This window comes from Allorhizobium sonneratiae (genome assembly GCF_023700755.1).
In the GTDB taxonomy this organism is placed as follows: Bacteria; Pseudomonadota; Alphaproteobacteria; order Rhizobiales; family Rhizobiaceae; genus Allorhizobium; species Allorhizobium sonneratiae.
Genome location: NZ_JAMKOJ010000007.1, coordinates 38977 through 63204, shown reverse-complemented (window position 1 = coordinate 63204; position 24228 = coordinate 38977). Strand labels below are relative to the sequence as shown.

Genomic DNA, 24228 nt, shown 5'->3' with positions numbered 1-24228 from the left:
TTATCCAATACAGGATGTTGCAGAGCGTCAACCGGTAACCATTGAAGTTACAAAGCATGACCGGCGAGAAGCTTCGGCCCATCCTTGATCGCCGTTCCTGCCGCTTCCGTAATGAAATAGCTCTTCAGCTTCGGCAGACGATCCACCAGCCCCAGACCGAAATCGCGGGCAATGCGCAACGGGGTGATATCGTTGGAAAACAGCCGATTGAGCACATCAGTCGTTACCCCCATACGGAAGGTATCGAAGCGCCGCCAGGTCTGATAGCGTTCCAGTACCGTCAGGTCGCCGATATCGAGACCAAGCCGGTCGGCATCGACCACGGTTTCGGCCAGCGCCGCAACATCCTTGAAGCCAAGATTGAGGCCCTGGCCCGAAATCGGATGAATGCCATGGGCTGCGTCACCCGCCAGTGCCAGCCTTTGCTTGACGAAGGCGCGTGACAGGGTCAGCCCCAGCGGGAAGGCGCGCCGATCGCCAACACTGCGGATCGCGCCGAGCTTATGGCCGAAACGCCGTTCCAGTTCCGTTTCAAACACCAGATCGTCGGAGGCAACAAGGCGGTCTGCATCGGCGCTACGCTCTGTCCAGACCAGCGACGAGCGGTTGCCCGTCAACGGCAGAATGGCAAAGGGGCCGGCCGGCAGGAAATGCTCTTCCGCCACGCCCTGATGCGGCCTTTCATGCTCGACGGTCGCAACGATCCCAGATTGTCCATAGGACCAGGTCACAGTCTTGATCCCTGCCAGATCCCGCATATGCGAGCGCACCCCGTCACAGGCAACGACAAGCCGCGCCGAAAGAACCGTGCCGTCATTCAGCGTCACCTCGGCTGACGCGCCGCGATCGGCAAGCGCTTCGGCCTTCACCCCGTTGCGGATGACGATGCCCGCCTCTCTGGCGGCACGCAGAAGCGCCCCGACCATGGCGACATTCGGCACCATGTAGGCAAAGGGCCTGCCTTCCTCGACAGCCCCGTCAAAGGTGAGAAAAACCGGACGCACCGGATCGGCTGCGCGCGAATCGGTGACGATCATCTTGTGGATCGGCTGCGACTGCGTTTCGATCTCGTTCCAGACACCGAAAACATCAAGCATCCGCGTGGCCGCGGCAATGATGGCGGAGGCGCGCGGATCCTTTTGCCATGCATTCTCCGGCGAAGCTTCGATCACCGTGATCTCAAGATGCGGGGCCGCCGTCTTGACGGCAAGGGCTGCGGCAAGACCGACATAGCCTCCACCAACCACAATCATATCCGTCATCCGTTGCTCCCTTGTCGCTCAAGCATGTCGCGTTAAATTGCCCTCAATGGAACGACAACCGACATGCGAAAAAATAATCGCTAAAGCGCGGTTCAACCCAATCCAGCAAAACGCGCCGCGCTTTAGTAACGCTCTGTTTGTCTATATAGATCAGCTTTGTCTGTCTTCCTACCATCGGAGCCCTTGCAAAATGACGCAGCCCCCTGTCACCGAGACCCCGGTAGACCTCCTGTTGAAAACGCTCGACCTGGAGCCACTGGAAGTCAATCTGTTTCGCGGCACGAGTCCTCAGGTCGGCTGGCAGCGGGTTTTCGGCGGACAGGTCATTGCCCAGGCGCTGGTTGCCGCCCAGCGCACAGTGGACGAAGAACGCCCAGTCCACTCGCTGCATGCTTATTTCATGCGTCCCGGCGATCCGTCCGTGCCGATCATCTATCAGGTCGAACGCCTGCGCGACGGCGGCAGCTTCGCCACCCGGCAGGTTCTGGCCATTCAGCATGGCAAGGCGATCTTTTCCATGCTGGCGTCGTTTCAGCATGAGGAAGAGGGCTATGACCACCAGTTTGCGATGGCCGACATTACCCCGCCGGAACAACTGATGGGGGAAAAGGAAATTCGTGACATGGTCCTTGGCGACGCTCCCGCCAATGTCCGCGAGTACTGGAGCAGACCCCGCCCGGTGGAATTTCGCCCCACCTCCTTCCGCCATTACATCAGCAAGGAAAAACTGGAGCCGAAAGCTGATTTCTGGGTGCGCATCACCGGCCCTATGCCGGATGACCGGCGGCTGCAATGTGCTGTTCTTGCCTATCTCTCCGACATGACCCTCCTCGACGTCTCGCTTTATGCCCATGGCGTGTCGATTTTCGATCAGCGCATTCAGGCTGCAAGCCTTGATCACGCCATGTGGTTTCACAGATCCGCCCCGCTTGACGACTGGATGCTCTACACCCAGGACAGTCCAAGCGCCTCAGGTGCGCGCGGCATGTCCCGTGGCGCAATCTACACACGCAGTGGTCAGCTTATCGCCTCTGTGGCCCAGGAAGGCCTGATCCGGAAAAAGGCAAATGATTAATTATTAGGCATATTATTGCGTTTGCGCAAAAATCATGTGCCTTTTGCTCAATCATTTGCCTTTTTCTTGATTGAGAAAAGATTCATCTATAATTTTCAATAGGTTAATTTCTCAACCCAATCTGGCACGCCGTTTGAATGTCATGAGGCAGTCGAAGCTGGCGCATGCTGGCGCTCGGCACGGAGAGCGGCTCTAAAAGCCGAGGATAAACCAGAGGATGGGAAACCAGATGAAGATTGTGATGGCCATCATCAAGCCGTTCAAGCTGGACGAGGTGCGCGAAGCCCTCACGGCTGTCGGTATCCAGGGCCTGACCGTCACCGAAGTCAAGGGCTACGGGCGGCAGAAGGGACATACGGAAATCTATCGCGGGACGGAATATGCCGTCAGCTTCCTGCCGAAATTGAAGATCGAAGTGGCCGTTCCTTCCGACCTCGCCGACAAGGCCGTCGAGGCGATCGCTTCCGCCGCCAAGACCGGCCAGATCGGCGACGGCAAGATTTTTGTCTATTCGATCGATCAGGCCGTGCGCATCCGCACGGGCGAAACCGACACCGAAGCCTTGTAAGTTGAGCCGTCAAGGGGAGTTTACAGAAAATGACATCCACCAACCTCAAGTCTCATGCCCTGCGGTTTGCGGCTGCCGCTGCGGCCCTGATGGCGCCGGCCATTGCCTTTGCCCAGGATGCGGCACCTGCAGCTGCTGCAGCGGCCACCACCGCAGCTGCGGCTGTGCCGAACAAGGGTGACACCGCCTTCATGTTCATTTCCACCATTCTCGTGCTGTTCATGATCGTCCCGGGTCTGGCGCTGTTTTACGGCGGGCTGATGCGCGCCAAGAACATGCTGTCGATCCTGATGCAGTGCACGGTGATCGGTTGCGCCGTCATGCTCATCTGGGTATTTTACGGCTATTCCTTCGCTTTTGGCGGCGGCTCCAACCCCTTCTTCGGCGGATTCGCCAAGATGTTCCTTGCCGGCGTGACCACCGACACCACGGCAGACACCTTCACCAAGGGCGTTGTCATCCCGGAAATGATCTTCATGCTGTTCCAGATGACCTTTGCCGCCATCACACCGGCGCTGATCATCGGTGCCTTTGCCGAACGCATCAAGTTTTCCGCTTCAGTGCTGTTCTGCATTCTCTGGGCCACCTTCGTCTATTTCCCGGTTGCTCATATGGTCTGGGATTCGCACGGCTATCTCTTCGGTCTCGGCGCGCTTGACTTTGCCGGCGGCACCGTCGTCCACATCAATGCCGGTGTTGCCGGCCTTGTCGGTGCACTCATCATCGGCAAGCGCACCGGTTACGGCAAGGACATGATGGCACCGCACTCGATGACGCTGACCTTTGTCGGTGCCGCCATGCTGTGGGTCGGCTGGTTCGGTTTCAACGCCGGTTCCAACCTGGAAGCCTCCGGCGGCGCGATGCTGGCCACCGTCAACACCTTCGTCGCAACCGCAGCGGCAACACTCTCCTGGTGCGCGGTCGAATCCTTCACCCGTGGCAAAGCCTCGATGCTGGGTGCCGCATCCGGCATGGTCGCCGGTCTGGTTGCCGTCACTCCGGCTGCCGGTATTGTCGGCCCGATGGGTGCCATCGTGCTCGGCATCATCGTCTCGCCTCTCTGCTACTTCTTCGTCTCCGTGGTGAAGAACAAGTTCGGCTATGACGATACCGCAGACGTTTTCGGCGTTCACGGCATCGGCGGTATGTTCGGCGCCATCGCCACCGGCATTTTCGCCAGCTCCTCGCTCGGCGGCGTCGGCTATGCTGCCGGCCAGACCATGGGCGGTCAGGTCATGGTGCAGATCCAGGCTGTCGTCATCACCATCCTGTGGACCGGCATCGGTTCGGCCATCCTCTACAAGATCGTCGATGCCATCGTCGGCCTGCGCGTCAGCGTCGAAGCCGAACGCGAAGGTCTCGACCTCGCCTCCCACGGCGAAGCCGCCTACCACTCCTGAGCACTGTGGCCCTTTGGGGCAAACATTCGCCCATCAATCCGGCCCGGACGCCAGCGTCCGGGCTTTTTTCATCCCCGGCAGACCGCAATCAAGCGGAGATGTTGTCCCTGATGCGCCATCATGGAGTTGATCACATGCCTTGCGATATCGGCGATCCTGCAATCCGCCACCGTGAAAAAACATTGGTTAAAGGAGTATTAACCTCATCACGCTTATCCTGATATCCAATGTCCGATTCGCGCGCCGATGAAACCGGACTCTTTCCTCACCTGCCATGAAAGGCTGACAGCGAGACGGGAATGAGTAAAACCACCCTAGCATTCATGGAGGAACGATCGCCCCGTGCGATCGTCGCCGGATTTATTCTGCGCCAGTTGATGACGCTGGTGGGTTTTGCCCTGTTTGCCGGGCTTATGGCGGCTGTTGCAGCACTTGCGACCTGGAATGTCGACGATCCGAGTTTTTCCTATGCGACAAGCCGTCTGCCGACAAACCTTCTCGGCTATTCAGGTGCGGCCTATGCCGATCTTTCCATGCAGTTTCTGGGACTGGCATCGGTTGCGGCGCTGCTGCCGGTGCTGGCCTGGTCGCTGTCGCTGATCTCCGGTCGTGCCATTACCCGCCTGCCCCGGCGTCTGGCTGCCGCCGCCGTTGGCGCTGTCGTCGCCTCGGCGGTTTTTGGCTGCTTCCCTCCGCCCAGGACCTGGCCGCTACCCTGCGGCATTGGCGGGGTGATCGGCGACATGATCCTGCGCTTTCCGGCACTTTTCATCGGCACCTATCCAACCGGCACCTTTGCTATGGTGTTGGGGGCGCTGCTGTCCATCCCCATGTTGTGGCTGATGCTGTTTGCCGCAGGCCTGATCGGCCGCGAGACGGAAGACGACCTTAAGGCACTGATGCAGAAAACCGCCAGAGCATCTGCCAAGGCTGGCAAACGCCAGCCTCAGGAGGACAACGAAGAAGAGGATGCCGACCGCCCCGGCTTCATCGCCGTCATGGCCGGCGGCAGCGTTCATGCCTGGTATACCGCCCAGGCACGTATGCGCCGCATCTTTGGCATCCGGCCGAAACCGCGTCAGCAGCACACCCCCGATCAACCTTATGACTTCAATGAGGGCATGGCCGATGACGGCTATGATGACGATCAGAGCGACCTGCGCGCCGATCCCGATTTTGCCGCCGGACGCAGAGCAACCTCGGGACAATCGGCAAATGGCATGCGACAAAGGGTTGAACCGCCGCTGACCATGGCAGGCCGGGGACGAGCTGCAGACGATATCCTCTATGACGATGAGGATGAAAACCCGCATGGCAAAGCCCTTGCGCCCTCGCGCACGGCATCGGCACGCCAGCGCCCGCGGATGACAGCCGCACCGGAGCAGCCGCGACAGGCGGGTGGTTTCCAGCTTCCCTCGGTGACGCTGCTCGCCGAACCGCGCAGCATTGCCAAGGACCCAACCCTGTCCGTCGACCAACTGGAGCAGAATGCCCGGCTTTTGGAAGGGGTTCTCGACGACTTCGGCGTGCGCGGCGAAATTATCGAAGTCCGGCCCGGCCCGGTCGTGACCCTTTACGAACTGGAGCCTGCGCCCGGCATCAAGTCGTCGCGCGTCATCGGCCTTGCCGACGATATCGCCCGCTCGATGAGCGCGATTGCCGCCCGCGTCGCCGTTGTTCCGGGCCGCAATGCCATCGGCATCGAATTGCCGAACCGCTCGCGCGAGACCGTCTATTTGCGCGAACTGATTGGCAGCCAGGATTTCCATGGGTCCAAAGCCAAGCTCGCGATGGCGCTGGGCAAAACCATCGGCGGCGAGGCGGTGATTGCCGATCTCGCCAAGATGCCGCATCTTCTGGTCGCTGGCACCACCGGCTCCGGTAAATCCGTGGCGATCAACACCATGATCCTGTCGCTGATCTACCGCCTACCGCCGGAAAAATGCCGGATGATCATGATCGATCCGAAAATGCTGGAACTGTCGATCTATGACGGCATTCCGCATCTACTCTCCCCCGTCGTCACCGATCCGAAAAAGGCCGTCGTGGCGCTGAAATGGACCGTGCGCGAGATGGAAGAGCGCTACAAGAAAATGTCCAAGATCGGTGTGCGCAACATCGACGGCTTCAATAGCCGGGTCGAGCAGGCGATGGAGCGCGGCGAGGTGCTGACGCGCACGGTGCAGACAGGCTTCGACCGCCAGACCGGCGAGGCGATCTACGAAACCGAGGAATTCGACCTGAAGCCCCTGCCCTATATCGTCGTGGTCATCGATGAAATGGCCGATCTGATGATGGTGGCGGGCAAGGACATTGAAGGCGCGGTGCAGCGGCTGGCGCAAATGGCACGCGCAGCAGGCATTCACGTCATCATGGCAACCCAGCGCCCTTCGGTCGACGTCATCACCGGCACGATCAAGGCGAATTTCCCGACGCGCATTTCCTTCCAGGTCACATCGAAGATCGACAGCCGCACCATTCTCGGCGAACAGGGGGCAGAACAGCTTCTCGGCATGGGCGATATGCTTTATATGGCCGGTGGCGGGCGTATCCAGCGCGTCCATGGACCTTTCGTCTCCGACAATGAAGTCGAGGATATCGTTGCCTATCTGAAAACCCAGGGCGCGCCGGACTATCTCGACGCCATCACCATCGATGAGGACGAGGAAGACGACGATGTCAGCGCCGCAACCGGCAGGCTGGCAGGCTCCGACGATCCTTACGATCAGGCTGTCGCCATCGTGCTGCGCGATGGCAAGGCTTCGACCTCCTATGTGCAGCGCCGCCTCGGCATCGGCTATAACCGAGCCGCTTCACTGATCGAGCGGATGGAGCAGGAAGGGATTATCAGTCCGGCCAATCACGCCGGCAAACGGGAAATCCTCGTACCGACAGAAGCCGACATCATTGATCGATAACGACCGGACTGTAAAAGTGAAAACCGGTGTCCTCCCGCAAAATCCGCAAAAAACACCCATACGAGCGGGATCGTGCCGTACGGACCTGCTTCGGGCAATTCTACTCACTGGAACGTTTGTTGCATCACGGCATTATCATCGGCAAGCATCCCGTCCAATGATGATCCTGTCATCATCACGCCGCCTTCATGCCCCATGACTTCTGCCAGAAGGAGATCAGAATGTACAACAACAAGGCCACTCCGGCTGGTTTTCTCACCATCAACCGCCGCCGTTTTCTGGCCCATAGCCTCGCCGGTCTTGGTGTTGCAGCCACCGCAGGGCTGATCATGGGCGAACCCGCGCGGGCGGAAGAATCCAGCACCGCCCAGCGCATTGCCGACCACTTCGCCTCGGTCAAGACCATGATGGGCGAGTTCGTCCAGTTCGGACCACGGGGCGATCAGACCGCCGGGAAATTCTATATCGAGCGCCCCGGCAAGCTCCGCTTCAATTATGAGCAACCCTCACCGTTAAGGGTCATTTCCGACGGCAACAACATCGCCATCGGCAATGTCAAGCTCGGCACATGGCAGGTCTATCCCCTGTCGAAAACACCGCTCAGCCTGTTGCTCGCCGACAAGATCGATCTCTCCCACCAGATGGTGAAGCAGGTCAAGGAAGAGCAGGATCTGACCACCATCGTGCTGGGCGACGATTCAATCTTCGGCAATCAGACCATCACCCTGATGTTCGACCCCAAGACCTTCGAGCTGCGGCAATGGACGGTAACAGATGCCCAGGGCAAGGATACGTCGGTGATGATCTTCAATGTACAGCAGGGCGTGAATTTCGACCCACGGGTGTTTCAAGTACCCTATGACGAGATCCATAAAAACTGACCGAGGCTTTTCTCCGCATATGCAAAGCCGTGGACATGAAAAGGCGCGTCTCACGCGCCTTTTTTGTTTCCCCCGTGCCGATGGAGCGGTATGAAAGATCAGTTTCGACAGCAGGACACACGCAATGGCATTTTCACTGACCACCTGGAACATCAACTCCGTGCGCCTGAGAATGCCGATCGTCGAGCGTTTTTTGACCAGCCACCAGCCGGACATTCTCTGCCTGCAGGAAATCAAGTGCCAGAATGATGAATTCCCCTCGGACGCGATCAAGGCCCTCGGCTATCCGCATATGCTGGTCCATGGCCAGAAGGGCTATCACGGGGTGGCCATCGTCTCGAAACTGCCCTTGAGCGAAGATTATCGCCAGGATTTTTGCGGCGTTGGAGACAGTCGTCACATTGCCGCAATCGTCAGAGCCGGCAGGACGCGCATCCGCCTGCATAATTTCTACGTTCCCGCCGGCGGCGACGAGCCGGACCGGACGATCAATCCGAAATTCGGCCACAAGCTCGATTTCGTCGAGGAAATGAAGGCGCTGTCTGCCACAGCAGAAAAGGACACGGCTTCCATTCTGGTTGGCGATCTCAACATCGCGCCGCTGGAACACGATGTCTGGTCGCACAAGCAGCTTTTGAAAATCGTATCCCACACGCCTGTAGAGACCGAAGGACTGACCGAGGTGATCCGGCGCGGCGGCTGGGTGGACCTGATGCGCGAACTGGTCGATCCCTCGCAAAAACTCTATACATGGTGGAGCTACCGCGCCAAGGACTGGGACGCCGCCGACCGCGGCCGCCGTCTTGACCATATCTGGTCGTCGCCCGATCTGAGACCAGCGCTCTCCCGCATCGAAGTGCTGCGCGAGGCCCGCGGCTGGGACAAACCTTCAGACCATGTGCCGGTAACGGCATGGTTCGATCTTTAACAAAGCGGTTCGGAAATGCTCTAGCCGGCCAATTACCGGAACCGGTCCTCCAATGCCTTGGCACCCTTCGCCAGCGCCAGCAGGCTGTCGCGGATTCTCTGCTGCATGACCTGACCAAGCGAAGGATATTCTTCAAGAAGGCGGTGAAACAGTGAGCGGGGAATGCGCAACACCTCCGCCTCTTCAAGCGCAATCGCGGTATATTTGCGCTCGACCATGGTGGCGAGCGCCAGTTCCGAGAGCATGGTCCCTTGACCGGCAACGGCTGCCACATGAGCCTTGCCGTCATGCCCCGTCTCGATCAGTTCGAAACGGCCACGCGCCACCACATAGGCACATTCTGCCGGCGCGTGCTGGCGAAACAGAGGCTGGCCCTGCCCGATGCTTTTGCGTTCTGCGCCAAAGGCGATGAGACGCAATTGATCGACATCCAGCCCCTGAAACAGCGGCTGGCCTGAAAGCAATTGCATGTCATCGCTGAGCGCCATTCACCTTGACCCGTGTTAAAGGATGTCGCGCGTTAAAGCACGTTGCGGTTATCAGCCTTGGTCAACGTGCTTTAAGCCTTTGTTTTGTTGCATGTATGTTATCGTTCAATCAAGGGCAATTGAACGCGACATGCTTTAGGGGATGATCTTGTATCCGCCGTTTTCCGTCACCAGAATTTCGGCATTGGATGGATCTTTTTCTATCTTCTGACGCAGGCGATAGACATGGGTTTCCAGCGTATGCGTGGTCACCCCGGAATTATATCCCCAGACTTCTTCCAGCAGCACGTCGCGGGTGACGACTTTCTGCCCGGCCCGGTAGAGATAGCGGATGATGGCGGCTTCCTTTTCCGTCAGCCGGATTTTCTTGCCGTCCTCGGTGGTCAGCAACTTCTGACTCGGCTTGAACAGATAGGGACCGACGCCGAAGGTTGCATCCTCGCTCTGTTCGTGCTGACGCAATTGCGCCCTGACCCGCGCCAGAAGCACAGCGAAGCGGAACGGCTTGGTGACATAATCATTCGCCCCGGCTTCAAGGCCAAGGATGGTGTCCGAATCGGTGTCATGGCCGGTCAGCATGATCACCGGAGCCTTGAACCCGCTTTTGCGCAGAAGCTTCACCGCCTCACGGCCATCCATATCCGGCAGGCCGACATCCATGATCAGCAGGTCCACCTGCGCATTGCGCGCGGTCTGCATGCCTTTTGTCGCCGTGCTTTCCTGCTGGATGGAAAATTCTTCATAAAGGGAGAGCTGTTCCACCAGGGTTTCGCGAAGGTCGTCATCATCATCAACCAGAAGAATTGTTCGGGCTGTCATTCGTGGTATACTCCCATCATCGCCGCTGGAATTTGTGCTTCGGAACCGTGAAAATTCTCTTCCCGAAAGACAAATGCAAACATAGTAGCCAAAATCCGCTCAAGCCATCACACACGATGAAAGACATCAGCGGGTGGTCTTTATCGTCAAGACATTGTCTTACCTAATCATGTCAGACTACAAGAAAAACCGTCACACAAGCAAAATCGCGTGAGCATCATGGCGAAATCGAGACGGAATGTCACATTCGGCCTTCACACTCTCGTTGTCCGACCCGTGGGAAGGCAAAAGAGCCGGGCCATTTTACAGGCCGGACCGCTGAGATTGCTCGCCGCGCTTGGCCGTTCCGGCATCTCAAGCCTGAAACGGGAAGGCGATGGCGCAACACCGCGGGCAAGCATGCGCCTCATCAACGGCTATTATCGCGGCGCCGGACGCAAAGCCATTTCAACCTCTCTGCCCATGCAGCCGATCCGGCAAGACAGGCTCTGGTGCGACGATCCCGCCCACCCCGCCTATAACCGCCCTCTTCGCGCGCCCTTCTTTGCCTCGCACGAAACATTGTGGCGCAAGGACGGTCTTTACGATCTCTGCCTCGTGCTCGACTGGAACATCACCATGCGAAAAAGAGGCTGCGGCTCGGCGATTTTCTTTCATCTTGCCCGGCCCGGATACACACCGACCGAGGGCTGCATCGCCCTCCATCCTCGCGACATGCGCCGTCTTCTGCCATTTTTGACAAGGAAAACCAGAATGGTTGTTTCCTGAGACAAAACCTTGTCATGTCGCAACGGCTTCCCATGTAAACAGCAGCGCCCCTTCGCCGGCGTTTTTCTCACACAACAGGGAGAATACCCGTGGTCGATCAACCTTCCTTGCGTTTTCATGACGGCAAAAGCATTCCTCAACTGGGCCTTGGTGTCTGGCAGACCCCCACTAACGAGGCAGCCCATGCGGTGAGCGCGGCCCTGTCCACTGGCTACCGGCATATCGACACCGCCGCCATCTATGAAAACGAAGAGGGCGTTGGAGACGGCATCCGTGCCTCCAGCATTGCCCGCAGTGATATTTTCCTCACCACCAAGCTGTGGAACAGCGAACAGGGTTATGACAGCACGCTGAAAGCCTTTGATGCCAGCCTGAAGCGTCTCGGCACCGATTATGTCGATCTCTATCTGATCCACTGGCCCGCGCCTAAAAAAGGACTTTTCGTCGACACATGGAAAGCCTTTGTCCGGCTGAAGGAAGAAGGGCGTGCCCGCTCCATCGGCGTTTCCAATTTTTATCCGGAGCATATCGAGAAAATTGTCGCAGAAACCGGCGTCACGCCGGTGATCAACCAGATCGAACTGCATCCCGATTTTCAGCAGAAAACCGCCCGCGCCTTCCATGACAAGCACAAAATCCTGACGCAATCCTGGAGCCCGCTCGGCCAGGGCAAGCTGCTCGACCATGACGTCATCGGCAGGATTGCCGCAAAGCACGGTCGCACCAGCGCCCAGATCATCATCCGCTGGCATATCGAAAACGGTCTGGTGGTCATTCCGAAATCGGTGAAAGCATCCCGTATCGCGGAAAATTTCAAGGTCTTCGATTTCACCCTGGATGCCGACGACATGCGTGCCCTTGCAGACCTCGACAGCGCCTCGGCCCGCATCGGACCCGATCCGATGACAGCGACCTTCTGACACGTCATCGCATCAGGTCAAACAAAAAGGGCGGCCCACAAAGGCCGCCCTTTTCACAATCAAAGTCACAATCGCTTATGTCCAGTCGCGGATATCGACGAAATGCCCGGCAATCGCGGCGGCTGCCGCCATGGCGGGCGAAACGAGATGGGTACGGCCCTTATAGCCCTGACGGCCCTCGAAATTGCGGTTGGAGGTGGAGGCGCAACGCTCTTCCGGCTTCAACCGATCGTCGTTCATGGCAAGACACATGGAGCAGCCCGGTTCACGCCATTCGAAGCCTGCATCCTTGAACACCTTGTCCAGACCCTCGGCTTCCGCCTGTTCCTTGACCAGACCGGAGCCCGGCACCACCATGGCAGAGACGGTGGCGGCAACCTTTTTGTCCTTGATCACGGCGGCAGCGGCACGCAGATCCTCAATGCGGCCATTGGTGCAGGAGCCGATGAACACCCGGTCGATGGCGATATCGGTGATCTTCGTGCCCGGCTTCAGGCCCATATAGTCGAGCGCGCGCCATTTCGAGGCCCGCTTGGTTTCATCGGCAATGTCATCCGGATTGGGCACAACACCCTGAACCGAAATCACATCTTCCGGCGACGAGCCCCAGGACACGATGGGCGGCAGATTGGCGGCATCAAGCACCACCGTACGGTCGAAATGGGCGCCTTCGTCGGAGAAGAGCGATTTCCAATAGCTGACCGCCATATCCCAGGCCTCACCCTTCGGAGCACGCGGCTTGTCCTTGATATAGGCGAAGGTGGTCTCGTCCGGCGCAATCAGACCGGCGCGGGCGCCGCCTTCGATCGTCATATTGCAAACGGTCATGCGGCCTTCCATCGACAGCGACCGGATCGCCTCACCGGCAAACTCGATGACGTGGCCGGTACCGCCCGCCGTGCCGATTTCGCCGATGATGGCGAGGATAATATCCTTGGCGGTCACACCCGCCGGCAATTTGCCGTCGACGCGCACCAGCATGTTCTTCGCTTTTTTCTGGATCAGCGTCTGGGTGGCGAGAACATGCTCGACTTCAGACGTACCGATGCCGTGCGCCAGCGCGCCGAAAGCGCCATGGGTGGAGGTGTGGCTGTCGCCGCAAACAATCGTCATACCCGGCAGGGTGAAACCCTGTTCCGGCCCGACAATGTGAACGATGCCCTGACGCTTGTCCTTTTCCGAATAATATTCGAGGCCAAAGTCACCGGCATTCTTCGCCAGCGCCTCGACCTGAATGCGGCTTTCCTCGTTCTTGATGCCTTCGGCACGATCCGGCGTGGTCGGCACGTTGTGGTCAACGACGGCCAGCGTCTTTTCCGGCGCATGAACCTTGCGTCCGGCCATGCGCAGACCTTCAAACGCCTGCGGGCTCGTCACCTCATGCACGAGGTGGCGGTCGATATAGAGAAGACAGGTGCCATCCTCCTGGCGATCCACCAGATGGTCGTCGAAAATCTTGTCATAGAGGGTACGGGGTGCGCTCATGGCTGTTCATCCGTCAAAAGGTTGAAAGGTTTTGATTGTTTATGAAAATCTCAAGGCCTGCCAAATGGCGGTCCTGTCTGCGCCATCTCAGCGAAGTCGGCTGTTGAACGCGCCCTGGATGCGCGCAAAAAAACGGGCCGGCAGACGCTTATGGTCCTGCAGCACGTAAATATCAGGCGCGAGACATCCGAATTTCGATCCCATGCGCTGTCCTCTAGCAGTTTCCGGGGCAAACGGCAATTCAAAGATTACGGATCAAAGATTGGCCCTCTTTGCCTTTCCCCTCAGGAGAGCACAAAGGAGGAAGCCTTCATGCCCTGAACGGCCCGCTCATACAGGGCGCTCAATGCGCGCTCCAGCAGGGCACAATCGGCTCTCATAGAAGCCTCATCCACCTTCACGCCACCGGTTGCAAGCGCCTGACGAAATCCTGTCCGCACCTCGGGTTCGTTCAGAATACGGCAGCAAAGTTCGACATAGCCCTTCTCATCAGCAGCAATTAAGTCCTTGAGATTGCAGGCACTGAGTACACTCGCGCTTTTGCGGGCGGCAAGACTGCCGCCGCAGAAAGCTGGCCACGGCACCCCTGCAGCCAGCGCCATGGCTGCGGCTTCGCTGTCATTCATCGGATAACAATCGAGCCCCAGATCGGCAAGCCCGATGCTGTCGAGGCAGTCCCGATGCGAGGCGGTATCGGTCAACAGCAGCCGGTTTTCGGCAATCCCATGGCGTTTCAGCCATGTCGACAGATGCACGAGAGCGATCTCATCCGGGCACCAGAGCCAGAGCAGGCTGTCTTTGACCGCGCGCAGAATGGCAAACCATAGCCTGGCGGTTTTCGGGGAAATCGCCTCTGCCGGATGAAACGCGGCGGCAATCGGCCGCCCCTGTGGCAGGCCAATCGTCGCACGGGTCAGTCCTGCCTTGCCGTTTGCAGCCATGATCGGCGGCATCGACCTGGGGAGGGTGACGACGGCCTGCGCAAGCCCCCCATCGCGCATCTTTGGCGCCGTGACAGGATCGGTGATGAGATAATCAACAACAAGACCGATGCGCGGCCCCGGATAGCTGGGTAAAGCCACATGCACCGTCGCCAGCCGATGGCAAAGCAGGTGTTCCGTGTCAGGACAGGCATGGCCAAAACCATCGATGAGGATGTCGAGACCGGCCTGCCTGATCCGCGCCCGCGCCCTATCGCTATCAAGCCCTTCAAGGTGAATATGCGGAACCGACACCGGCAATCGCGCATCCGGGCGGCGGGAGAGGATCAGCACCGGTTCGAACCGGTCTCGGTCATGCGCTGCGGCAAGCGTTGCAATCGCCTGAACGGTGGGTCGATCCAAAGAGGCCGACCCGATCAGATAGCCGATATGAAGCCGCTGTTTCGGTTCCGCTTTCGGAAAAGCCTCCGCCTCGGGGACCGCAAAACGGGCAAGATCGTCGAGCAGTCCCTCATCATCACACCAGCAGAGCTGGTCGAACGGCGCATCGACCGATAAAAAATCCGGGTCCATACGCTTTTGCCGGTCCATGACCCATTGATCGACGACGGCAACCTCATCGATCAACAGGCTGCGGCGTAAAAGATGACGATAGCGCCGCCAGTTTACGGCATCGAACGAACCGGATCGCATGGTCTGTCGGCCATTGGCCATATCCTCCTGCCAGGTCTTTCGACGCCTCAATAGATCGGCATTGCCCATTTTTTCAATGAGCGAGGTCAGAAGGGCCGCCTGCTCCGGCAAGACCCCAAGAGCAAGTGTGTAATAGTGCTTTGCTTCGGCAAATTTCTCCAGTTTCGCCGCCGCCTGCCCTGCAATGAGCAGGATGGGCGGCTCAAACACCGCGCCCCGATGTGCTGCCGCCTGAAGCCGCTCAAACGCCTCCGCGACGTCTCCGTTGCGATAGGCACTGATGATCTCGGTAAAATCCGCCGTCATTACGCCTCCCGTGACAGACGGCTTCATCAAACACCCCGGCTCCACAAAGGAGGTGGTTCCGGGTGAAAAGACGAATCCGTCCCGACCTCTGACGTCAAGATAAAAGACGCCGCACGGGAACAAAATCCCATTTCAAACATTAACACGACATTCGTGGCAGATGAAGCGTCACCGGGCACTCCGCCGATATCCGGTTCGTATTCACTGCGATGATCCAGAGTGTCGTGTTTTGCGTATCCTTGTTCATGAGAAAACTCTTATGAAATAAGAACTTCGCATCGAGCCTTTGCTATTCCAAGGCGTTTTGACCGGAGAGCGTGATGAATTCTCAAGCCGCTGATAAGAAGTTGATAAAATTTGCCATGTCGGCTCCCTATCTCGACCGCGACGAGGAGCACGATCTTGCCGTGCGCTGGAAAGACGATCAGGATCAGGATGCCCGCAACCTGATCGCGCTGTCGCATATGCGTCTGGTCATTGCCATGGCCTCGCGCTTCCGTGGGTTCGGCCTGCCGCTGAGCGATCTTATACAAGAAGGCTATATAGGGCTGCTTGAAGCGGCGGCAAGGTTCGAACCATCCCGCGACGTGCGTTTTTCTACCTATGCTGGCTGGTGGATCCGCGCATCCATGCAGGATTATATTCTTCGCAACTGGTCGATTGTGCGGGGTGGCACCAGCTCCTCGCAAAAAGCGCTGTTTTTCAATCTGCGCCGCCTGCGTGCCAAGCTGGCCCAGGGTGACCGGCAATTGACCGACCGGGCCATCCATGAGGAAATCGCCACCGCCCTTAAAGTCAGCATTGCCGATGTTCAGGCCATGGATGCACGCCTTTCGCGCAGCGACACCTCTCTGCAGGCGCCAATTTCCAGCCAGGGAGAGGAAGGTGGCGAGCGTTTGGACATGCTGGCCAGCGACGAGCCAACCCCGGATGAGCAGGTCAGCGAAATCATCGACAGTGAACGCTGGAACGGTTGGCTGAAAGTGGCGATGACCAAGCTCAATCCGCGCGAAAGCCGCATCATTGAGGCCCGCCGCCTGACGGAAGACTGCGCCACATTGGAAGAACTGGGTGAGGAACTTGGCATTTCCAAGGAACGGGTGCGCCAGATCGAAACCCGCGCACTGGAAAAACTGCGTAGCGCGCTTGCCGACGTCCATCCGGAAATGGCGGCCTGAACGCCGCCATTTCATTCCTGCTGTTGAGATTGACCAGCACCTTGTCCTGAAATGCTTTTCCCGGTCACAATTGTGGACGTAAAACCGGGAACCACTTTTGCTGCAATTGCTTTGTTTATCGCAATTGCGGACGCAAAACCGGAAACCACTTTTGCTGCAATTGCTTATTCCGCAACAATCTTGACCCGGCTGCCGACGGGCGGCATCTGGCCGGATGAGAGATTATTGAGAACCTTGAACAGTTCCAGCTTGCGGTCCGTTCCCATCATCCGCCCCGACAGCGTGGCCAGCGTATCGCCCGTGCCAACGGTAATGATCCTGATGCGCAAGGGTTTCAGGCTTCTTGCCTCTTCTGGAGTCAACCGGCGGAATGTTTTGCGCAGCACCTCGGCTGTCGGCTCCAGTTGATCACTGCCCTTCGGCACCGCGGTCAGGAAGCGGAAAATCTGGTTGTTATAACGCACCACGGTAATGTCGAAATCCCAACGGTCGGCGCTGGCGCGGGCATTGGCTGCCTCCATGCCATTGACCTCGATCCTGTGGATCGTCTCCGGCAGAAGCCCCGTGACCCAGCCACTGGAAATGTAATTGGTCAGGCTCTGGTGATCGGCGTCCGAGACACCGTCAAAGCGCACCGCAACGTCGCCGGGTCCGGTGGCCATGACCGCTTCGACCTTGTTGTCGATATGAAAATCATCCGGCACATCGAAGCGGATACCCAGCGCCGTATGCAGGAAAGTGTGTCCGCGCACATAGCCTTCCTGCGGACTGTCGCCATAAAGCAGCCCGTCTATGCCATCCAGATAATAATCGCGCCCCTTGTCACCGGTTGACCCTTCCGGCCCGAAGGCTTCCGCATGTTGCCGCGCCAGTTCCACCCGTTGCGGCGTGCTGGGGTGGCTGGAGAGGAAGTCCAGGCTCTGATCGGCATTGGGGTCGGTGGAATTGAAATGCTGGTAGGCTGCCATCGTATCGAGAAAGCGTGCCGCCGCATAGGGATCGTAACCCGCCGTGCCAAGCGTATGCACCCCGATGGCATCGGCCTGCAGCTCCTGCTGGCGCGAAAAGGCCGCCAGTCTCAGCTTGCCGCGCGCCAGCGCCTGCTTGCCGGCAAGATCGCTGGACAAGACCTCGGCCACCACCTTGCTGGCAATCACCTCCGCCTCTTCCCGCTTTTGCCGCTCGATGCCGTGATTGGCCGTCACATGCGCCATCTCATGGGCCAGAACCGCCGCCACTTCGGACGCGTCATTGGCCAGCGCCAGAAGCCCGCGCGTGACATAGAGATAGCCGCCCGGCAACGCAAAGGCGTTGATTGCCGGCGAATTGAGAATGGTGATACGATAGGATTGCTGCGGATTGTCGGAGGCCGCCGTCAGCGCCCCGGTAATCTTGGCCACCAGCCGCTCAACCTTGGCATCATGATATTCGCCGCCATAGCTGGCCAGAATGCGCGGATGCTCACGCGCGCCCATCTGCGCCCGCGGATCGTCCTTCTGTACCTGCTGCACGATCTGCGGAGTGGGCGAAGGCTTGATATTCGCCTGATAGGCCGGATCGAACAAGGATGTGCAGCCGGATAGAAAAGCGAGCGCCACAACGACGGAAACACGCCTGCCCCCTGCACTGCCTTCCAGCAGCGCACTTCTCATTCCGCCATCCTGTCTAACCACATCGCCCATAGCGAACGGCTTTTGCCCCCTTGCGTCTGTCACGGCGCCATCGCCGCCTGACACATCATCACACCCTGTTTTGCGTCATCGCCCCGGCAAGCAAGTCAGCATTCGTCAGAAAACATCCGATCAACTTACCAAATCTCATAACATCATCCTATTGATTCTATAAAACATCGCACTGCACAAGCGTGTATCACCATGTCAGAAAATATTAATGAATGCATCGATTTGTTCCTTGACGGCCCTTGCCAGTCCGGAGCGTCGAAAATAAGGCGCTGCCATGCCTTCGATTCCTCGGAAAACCCAGCATCTGTCGGGACTTTCTGCAGGAGATCTGTCACGACAGGCATTGCTGAAATCAGCCGATCTTTCCATGGAACGGGACCGATCAAAACAGAAGCTGTGACAGAGAAAACACGGCTGCGACCTTTTTGCGACCCTTGCGATCCTTAAAACCCGAGCCCACTTTTCGGGCCGATGTTTTTTCCCCGCATCGGCTTTTCCGAAAACCGGAAGCCACTTTTCGGGCCGATGCTATGCCCTCAGGCTCTGCCGTTCCACAACACATCCCCCGTCGATCCGCCAGAGATCATCGGCCAGACGCTCCACCTCACGGTGGTCATGCGTCACCAGCACGACAGTGTTACCCGTCTCACGATGCAGATCGATGAGCAGATCGGCCATATCGGCGCGCAAAGCCGGATCGAGAGCCGCAAACGGTTCATCGAGCAGCAGAACCGGTCTTCTGCGCACCAGGCTGCGCGCAAAAGCTGCCCGCTGTTTTTCTCCGCCCGATAACGATCCTGGCTTGCGTTTTTCAAACCCGGCCAACCCCACCCGCTCCAGCGCCTGCGACACCGATTTCCGCTCCTCGCCTGTCAGCTTCAAAGAAGGATCGATGCCAAGACCGATATTGGTCATGAGATCGAGATGAGCGAAAAGATTATGCTCCTGAAAAATCAGTGAAATCGGCCGTTTTCCCGGCAAAAGCCGGGTCATGTCCTCACCCCCGATCCGCACATGGCCGTGGCTCGGCTGGACAAACCCGGCAATCAGATTGAGCAGTGTCGACTTTCCCGCCCCTGAAGCCCCGGTGATGGCGGTTATCCGTCCCGCCGCCATGTCACCGTCGAAGGCAAAATCTGTCTCGCCGCGCCGCAGGCCGACATGATCAAGTGTAATCGATGCGCCATCGCCCGTTCCCTCTCGCATGTCTATTCCTTTCTGCCCTGCCCTGCCGTACCGATCAGGGTGAGCGCAAGACAGACCAGCCCCAGCAACAGCGCCATCCCATCCGCATCGCTGGTGCGATAACTGCCTAGCCGGCTATAGACCAGCAAAGGCAGCGTCGTCAGCCCCTGTGAACCAAACAGGGCAACGGCGCCGAGATCACCCAGCGACAGTGCCATGGCGAAGGAAAGCGCCATCAGAACCGGACGGCGAAGACCGGGATAATCGACATGACGCCATTTGGCAAAGCCTCTGATATTCAGTGCTTCGGCCAGACGCTCGGTTCTGGCGCGATGGCTGGCGATGGCCGGATCAAGCACCCGGATGGCAAAAGGCAAGGCCATCATGGCATTGATCGCCACCACCACCGGACCGGCGAAATGCGCCGGATCACCATAAGGTCTGAGCATCAGGAACCAGCCGGTGGCCAGCACAATCGCGGGCACAAGCAGCACCAGCGAGGCTGATGCCTCCATGATTTTGGCAAGACCCTGCGCCATGCCGCGACGCGGCAGCGCAGAGCGCGCCGTAATAAAAGCAAGGCTCACACCAAGCGCCAGACTGGCAGCGCAAAACGCAATGATCAGACTGGTCGAAAGCGCATCGAGAAAATCAGCCCCGCTCACCAGCCGGACAAGATCGCTTTTCAATCCGGCCACAACAATCTCGATCAACGGCAGCAGCAGGTAAAGACTGGCCAGAACCAGCAAAACCCCATCCCAGAGCCGCGCCGACAGCGGGCGACCATCGAAGCGGATCAGGCGTTTCTCTTCGACCGGCCCGGTATCCTCCGGTGCCGGAAAGACAGCCAGAATCACAAGCAGCAGGGCCGTGACCGCCAATTGCAGCAAGGCCAGCGCCACAGCCTGCGGCGGGTCGAAATCAAACCGCAGCGCCTGATAGATCGCCACCTCCAGCGTCGTCGCGCCCGGTCCCCCGCCAAGGGTCAACACGAGAGTGAAACTGGTGGCGCAGAGCATGAAGATCAACCCTGCCGCACCGGGAAGAAGCCCGCGCACCGCTGGCCATTCGACAAAGCGAAACACCGGCCAGGATGTCATGCCAAGACCCGCCGCCATCCGCCAGTCGTCGGCGGGCACCCGTTCCAGCCCGGCCAGCATCAGACGCGCCGCAAGGGGAATATTGAAAAAGCTGTGCGCGATCAAAATCCCCGTCAACCCATAGACATCGACGGGTTCCGCCTTGCCGAGCCAGCCCAGCAGGCTGTTGATCATGCCATGACGACCCCAGACACCGAGAATACCGAGTGCCCCGATCAGCGCGGGCAGCCCCATGGGCAGCGCCATCAGCCGGATCAGCCACCGTCGTCCGGGAAACTGCCGCTGCCGCGCAACAGAAAGCGCCACTGGTAGGGCGAAACCGACTGAAATCAGCGTTGACAGGCTTGCCTGCCAAAGCGTGAAGCGAAGAATGTCGATGGTATAGGCGTCAATCCCGCCAAAGACCGCACCGCCACCTGTCGAAAGCAGAGAGACGACGGCGAGCACAATGAAACCCGACAGCAGGCCAAGACATACCACGCCCATGGCGATGCGGCTTCGTCTTTGCCCTGCCGTCAACATTCCTCGCCCTTATCCGTCACGTGACTGTTATTTGGCCATGGCTGTCTGCCATTCGGCAATCCAGGCCTTGCGATGGCTTGCGACCTCTTCCGGGCTCATCAGAAAAGTCCTGGTCGGCTTGACCAGCGTGTCGAAAGCGGCCGGCAGCGGCGAAGACGTTTTGGCAACCGGCATCATCCAGTTATTGGTCGGAATCTGATCCTGAAAGCCGGGTGTCAGCATGAAACGCAGAAAGGCTTGCGCCAACTCTTTGTGCTTGCTGTTCTTCAGCATACCGGCCACCTCAATCTGAATATAATGACCTTCGGAAAATTCTGCCGCCTTGTATCGGTCGGTATGCTCCTCGATCATGTGATAGGCGGGCGACGTCGTGTAGGAAAACACCATCGGCGCTTCGCCCTTGGTGAACAGACCATAGGCTTCCGACCAGCCGGGCGTCACCGTCAGCACTCGGTTTTTCAGCTTTTCCCAGGCCTTGGGTGCATCCTTGCCATAGACGGATTTGACCCAGAGCAGCAGGCCGAGACCGGGCGTGGAGGTACGCGGATCCTCGATCACGATCTTCTGCGACGGATCGCCATCCACCAGGTCCTTCATGCTGTGCGGCGGGTTTTTGAGCACCTTGCTGTCATAGACCACGGCAAAATGGCCGTAATCATAGGGCACGAACACATCGTCCTTGAACCCGCCCGGCACCGTCACGGCAGAGGTATCGATGCCATGGGGGGCAAACAGTCCGGTCTCCTTGGCTTCTGCCACCAGATTGGTGTCGAGGCCAAGGGCGATATCGGCGCTGCCGGTTGCCCCTTCCAGCTTCAGCCGATTCAACAGCGCCACCCCATCCTCGACCCCGACGAATTTCACCGTGCAGTCGCAGGTCTTTTCAAAGGCAGCCTTGACCTTTGCCCCCGGGCCCCATTCGGCAATGAAGCTTTCATAGGTGTAGATGGTCAGGACCTTGTCCTCGGCTCTGGCCGCCACCGAACCCAAAGCGGAAAAGATGAGCAGCGCCGAGGCCGCAAAGGTCACAGTCTTTGACATGGTCAGGCGCATGGCCTCTCCTCTTCAAACAGATTGCAGCAGGGGATGAGGGCGGCCTTGTCGTCGCATCTAATCCCTCCGCCGGTGTTAACCGGATCAGGTTCAGCGGGTTGGCCTTGCCTCTCAGCCCGTTGCGGGCACCCCGTTAGATCCTTTGTCCCATAAAGTGAAACGCAAGCGCTTGCAAGCTACATTGCCTGCCCGCATCACCAATGATCGTTAACCAACGCGCGCTAGACTTGATCCCGTGACGGCAACGGCAAAACCCGATGAATGCAGACAAGAACAGCGACGATCTTTCCGTGACCTCGGTGCAGGACATGCCGTTCGGCGCGCAATTGCGGATGGCCTGGCAATCCTTTCAGGCAAGCCGGGTGCGTGGACGCATCATTCTGTTATCCTTGACCCTGCTTGGCGTCATCCTGCTTTTGACCTATGGCCAGTTGTTGCTCAACCGCTGGAACCAGCCCTTCTACAATGCGCTGGAAAACCGCGACCTTGGCAGTTTCTGGCATGAACTGCGCAATTTCTTTCTGATTGCCGCCTTTCTGGTGGTCATCAATGTGGCGCAGACCTTTTTCAGCCAGATGACCGCGCTTTACATGCGCGAAGGTATTGCCCGTGACATGGTCGATCAATGGCTGGCAGGACGACGCGCCTACCGGCTGTCGGTTTCGAGCCCGCTTGGGGTCAATCCGGACCAGCGCCTGCACGAAGATGCGCGCAAACTGGCGGAAACCACCACATCGCTGGCCATCGGCATGGTACAGTCAACCATTCTGCTGGTCAGCTTCATTACCGTTTTGTGGGAACTCTCAGGGCATTTCGCCCTGCCGCTCTTCGGCCACCAGATCGTCATTCCCGGCTATATGGTCTGGGCGGCTCTCCTCTATGCCGGGGCCGCTGCCATCGCCAGCAATATTGTCGGCGCGCGACTGACCCGGCTCAATGCCGCCCGCTATGCCCGCGAAGCGGAACTGCGCGCCGCCCTGATGCACGGCAATGAACATCTCGAACAGATCGCGCTTGCCCATGGCGAGGATGTCGAGCGGGCCGCGATCCACACCACCATCGACCGGGTTCTGTCGCTGATCCGGAAACTGGCCTATGCGCTGACCAATCTCACCTGGGTCTCGGCCAGCTTCGGCTGGCTGGCGATGATTGTGCCGGTGCTGATTGCCTCACCGGCCTATTTCACCGGCGCGATGAATTTCGGCGGGCTGATGATGGCGGCCTCCGCCTTCACCCAAGTCTATACGGCGCTGCGCTGGTATGTCGACAATTACGGTGCCATCGCCGACTGGAAGGCAACCCTGCTCAGGGTCATGGTGCTGCGCGCTGCCCTGACAGAACCGGGCCTGACGGAGGAAACGAAAGGCACAATCCGCATCGCCAGCGGCAAAGCCGGCGAAATCGCCTTTGATGATCTCTATATCCGCACCCCGGCTGAAGCCGATGCCCAATGGGGCGGCTATCATATTCGCGAGAACAATCCCGTCATTGAGGCGGGTGAGCGGATCATGTTCAACGGCGATCCCGGCGTCAACCGCCGCCATCTGTTCAATGCCATGGCCGGGCTCTGGCCCTATGGCGAGGGTACAATTCATCTGCCGTCAGACGAAACGATCCTGTTCCTGCCACACACACCCTATATTCCCGAAGGCAGGCTGCGCGATCTTCTCGCCTATCCGCAAGATGCCTCGCTATATAGCGATGAGGCCATGGTGACAGCACTCAAGGCCGTCAGGCTGGGCAAGCTCGCAGGCGCGCTCGATGAACGGCAAAAATGGTCAAACACGCTGGATAAGGATGAGCAGATGGCGCTGGCCTTTGCCCATCTTGTGCTGGCAAATCCAAAATGGGCCGTCTTCAACGAAGTGCTGGAAGGGTTGGAACCGGACAGCACCACCGCCCTGCTCGAAGTCTTGCGGACGCTGCCGCACACGACCTTTCTCTATCTTGGTCGCTCGCAGGCCTATGCCGATGCGTTCTCCCCGCGGGTGTTGCATCTGGAACGGCTCGATGTGCCCGTGCCGGAGTGAGGGGCATCTCATGCCAAGGCACAAAG

The 24228-nt window shown here is 58.7% G+C and carries 19 protein-coding genes and 1 riboswitch; of the genes, 10 read left to right on the top strand and 9 right to left on the bottom strand.

Annotation, left to right across the window (positions count from 1 at the left end; translation table 11 throughout):
• Positions 1 to 47: 47 nt before the first annotated feature.
• Entirely contained in the window at positions 48 to 1262 is a 1215-nt protein-coding gene (locus tag NAC44_RS13555; protein ID WP_250941583.1) for a ubiquinone biosynthesis hydroxylase, read from the bottom strand.
• Positions 1263 to 1452: 190 nt separating this feature from the next.
• On the opposite strand from NAC44_RS13555, the gene tesB reads away from it, so the two are divergent.
• The 6 genes from tesB to xth all read left to right on the top strand — a co-directional run bounded on the left by tesB (position 1453) and on the right by xth (position 9032).
• A complete protein-coding gene (tesB, locus tag NAC44_RS13550; protein WP_250941581.1) occupies positions 1453 to 2337 on the top strand; it encodes an acyl-CoA thioesterase II in 885 nt (294 codons plus the stop codon).
• Positions 2338 to 2566: 229 nt separating this feature from the next.
• The gene (locus NAC44_RS13545) at positions 2567 to 2905 is read left to right on the top strand and encodes a P-II family nitrogen regulator (protein ID WP_250941579.1); all 339 of its coding nucleotides are present in this window, start codon (positions 2567 to 2569) and stop codon (positions 2903 to 2905) included.
• A gap of 29 nt (positions 2906 to 2934) precedes the next feature.
• Positions 2935 to 4305 carry an ammonium transporter gene (locus NAC44_RS13540; protein WP_250941576.1) on the top strand — a complete coding sequence of 457 codons (1371 nt, stop codon included), beginning with the start codon at positions 2935 to 2937 and terminating at the stop codon, positions 4303 to 4305.
• 299 nt (positions 4306 to 4604) lie between these two features.
• Complete coding sequence (locus NAC44_RS13535) at positions 4605 to 7223, top strand: FtsK/SpoIIIE family DNA translocase (protein WP_250941574.1); 2619 nt, start codon at positions 4605 to 4607, stop codon at positions 7221 to 7223.
• A 221-nt stretch (positions 7224 to 7444) separates the two neighbouring features.
• Positions 7445 to 8104: an outer membrane lipoprotein carrier protein LolA gene (locus NAC44_RS13530; RefSeq protein WP_250941572.1), complete on the top strand. Its 660-nt coding sequence runs from the start codon at positions 7445 to 7447 to the stop codon at positions 8102 to 8104.
• Between the two features lie 124 nt (positions 8105 to 8228).
• Positions 8229 to 9032: an exodeoxyribonuclease III gene (gene xth / locus NAC44_RS13525; RefSeq protein ID WP_250941570.1), complete on the top strand. Its 804-nt coding sequence runs from the start codon at positions 8229 to 8231 to the stop codon at positions 9030 to 9032.
• A gap of 32 nt (positions 9033 to 9064) precedes the next feature.
• On the opposite strand, the gene NAC44_RS13520 is transcribed toward xth, so the two are convergent.
• Together NAC44_RS13520 and NAC44_RS13515 are read right to left on the bottom strand one after the other, a co-directional pair.
• The gene (locus NAC44_RS13520) at positions 9065 to 9520 is read right to left on the bottom strand and encodes a cyclic nucleotide-binding domain-containing protein (protein WP_250941568.1); all 456 of its coding nucleotides are present in this window, start codon (positions 9518 to 9520) and stop codon (positions 9065 to 9067) included.
• 135 nt (positions 9521 to 9655) lie between these two features.
• Positions 9656 to 10339 carry a response regulator transcription factor gene (locus tag NAC44_RS13515; RefSeq protein ID WP_250941566.1) on the bottom strand — a complete coding sequence of 228 codons (684 nt, stop codon included), beginning with the start codon at positions 10337 to 10339 and terminating at the stop codon, positions 9656 to 9658.
• Between the two features lie 219 nt (positions 10340 to 10558).
• On the opposite strand from NAC44_RS13515, the gene NAC44_RS13510 reads away from it, so the two are divergent.
• Both NAC44_RS13510 and NAC44_RS13505 read left to right on the top strand, forming a co-directional pair.
• Positions 10559 to 11107, top strand: coding sequence for a L,D-transpeptidase family protein (locus NAC44_RS13510; RefSeq protein ID WP_250941887.1), 549 nt, complete (start codon positions 10559 to 10561; stop codon positions 11105 to 11107).
• Between the two features lie 89 nt (positions 11108 to 11196).
• Positions 11197 to 12027: an aldo/keto reductase gene (locus NAC44_RS13505; protein ID WP_250941564.1), complete on the top strand. Its 831-nt coding sequence runs from the start codon at positions 11197 to 11199 to the stop codon at positions 12025 to 12027.
• Between the two features lie 75 nt (positions 12028 to 12102).
• On the opposite strand, the gene leuC is transcribed toward NAC44_RS13505, so the two are convergent.
• The gene (gene leuC / locus NAC44_RS13500) at positions 12103 to 13512 is read right to left on the bottom strand and encodes a 3-isopropylmalate dehydratase large subunit (protein WP_250941562.1); all 1410 of its coding nucleotides are present in this window, start codon (positions 13510 to 13512) and stop codon (positions 12103 to 12105) included.
• 284 nt (positions 13513 to 13796) lie between these two features.
• Positions 13797 to 15452: an O-linked N-acetylglucosamine transferase family protein gene (locus NAC44_RS13495; RefSeq protein WP_250941560.1), complete on the bottom strand. Its 1656-nt coding sequence runs from the start codon at positions 15450 to 15452 to the stop codon at positions 13797 to 13799.
• A gap of 320 nt (positions 15453 to 15772) precedes the next feature.
• On the opposite strand from NAC44_RS13495, the gene NAC44_RS13490 reads away from it, so the two are divergent.
• Complete coding sequence (locus tag NAC44_RS13490) at positions 15773 to 16630, top strand: RNA polymerase factor sigma-32 (RefSeq protein WP_250941558.1); 858 nt, start codon at positions 15773 to 15775, stop codon at positions 16628 to 16630.
• A gap of 164 nt (positions 16631 to 16794) precedes the next feature.
• On the opposite strand, the gene NAC44_RS13485 is transcribed toward NAC44_RS13490, so the two are convergent.
• The 4 genes from NAC44_RS13485 to thiB form a co-directional block, all read right to left on the bottom strand.
• The gene (locus NAC44_RS13485) at positions 16795 to 18282 is read right to left on the bottom strand and encodes a M48 family metalloprotease (protein WP_250941556.1); all 1488 of its coding nucleotides are present in this window, start codon (positions 18280 to 18282) and stop codon (positions 16795 to 16797) included.
• 558 nt (positions 18283 to 18840) lie between these two features.
• The gene (locus NAC44_RS13480; RefSeq protein ID WP_250941554.1) at positions 18841 to 19518 is read right to left on the bottom strand and encodes a thiamine ABC transporter ATP-binding protein; all 678 of its coding nucleotides are present in this window, start codon (positions 19516 to 19518) and stop codon (positions 18841 to 18843) included.
• A gap of 2 nt (positions 19519 to 19520) precedes the next feature.
• Positions 19521 to 21119, bottom strand: coding sequence for a thiamine/thiamine pyrophosphate ABC transporter permease (thiP, locus tag NAC44_RS13475; protein WP_250941552.1), 1599 nt, complete (start codon positions 21117 to 21119; stop codon positions 19521 to 19523).
• A 27-nt stretch (positions 21120 to 21146) separates the two neighbouring features.
• Positions 21147 to 22160 (bottom strand): thiamine ABC transporter substrate binding subunit, encoded by a 1014-nt coding sequence (thiB, locus tag NAC44_RS13470; RefSeq protein ID WP_250941885.1) that lies wholly within the window; start codon positions 22158 to 22160, stop codon positions 21147 to 21149.
• A gap of 56 nt (positions 22161 to 22216) precedes the next feature.
• Positions 22217 to 22315: riboswitch (TPP riboswitch) on the bottom strand.
• Between the two features lie 114 nt (positions 22316 to 22429).
• On the opposite strand from thiB, the gene NAC44_RS13465 reads away from it, so the two are divergent.
• A complete protein-coding gene (locus tag NAC44_RS13465; protein ID WP_250941550.1) occupies positions 22430 to 24202 on the top strand; it encodes an ABC transporter ATP-binding protein/permease in 1773 nt (590 codons plus the stop codon).
• Positions 24203 to 24228: the final 26 nt, after the last annotated feature.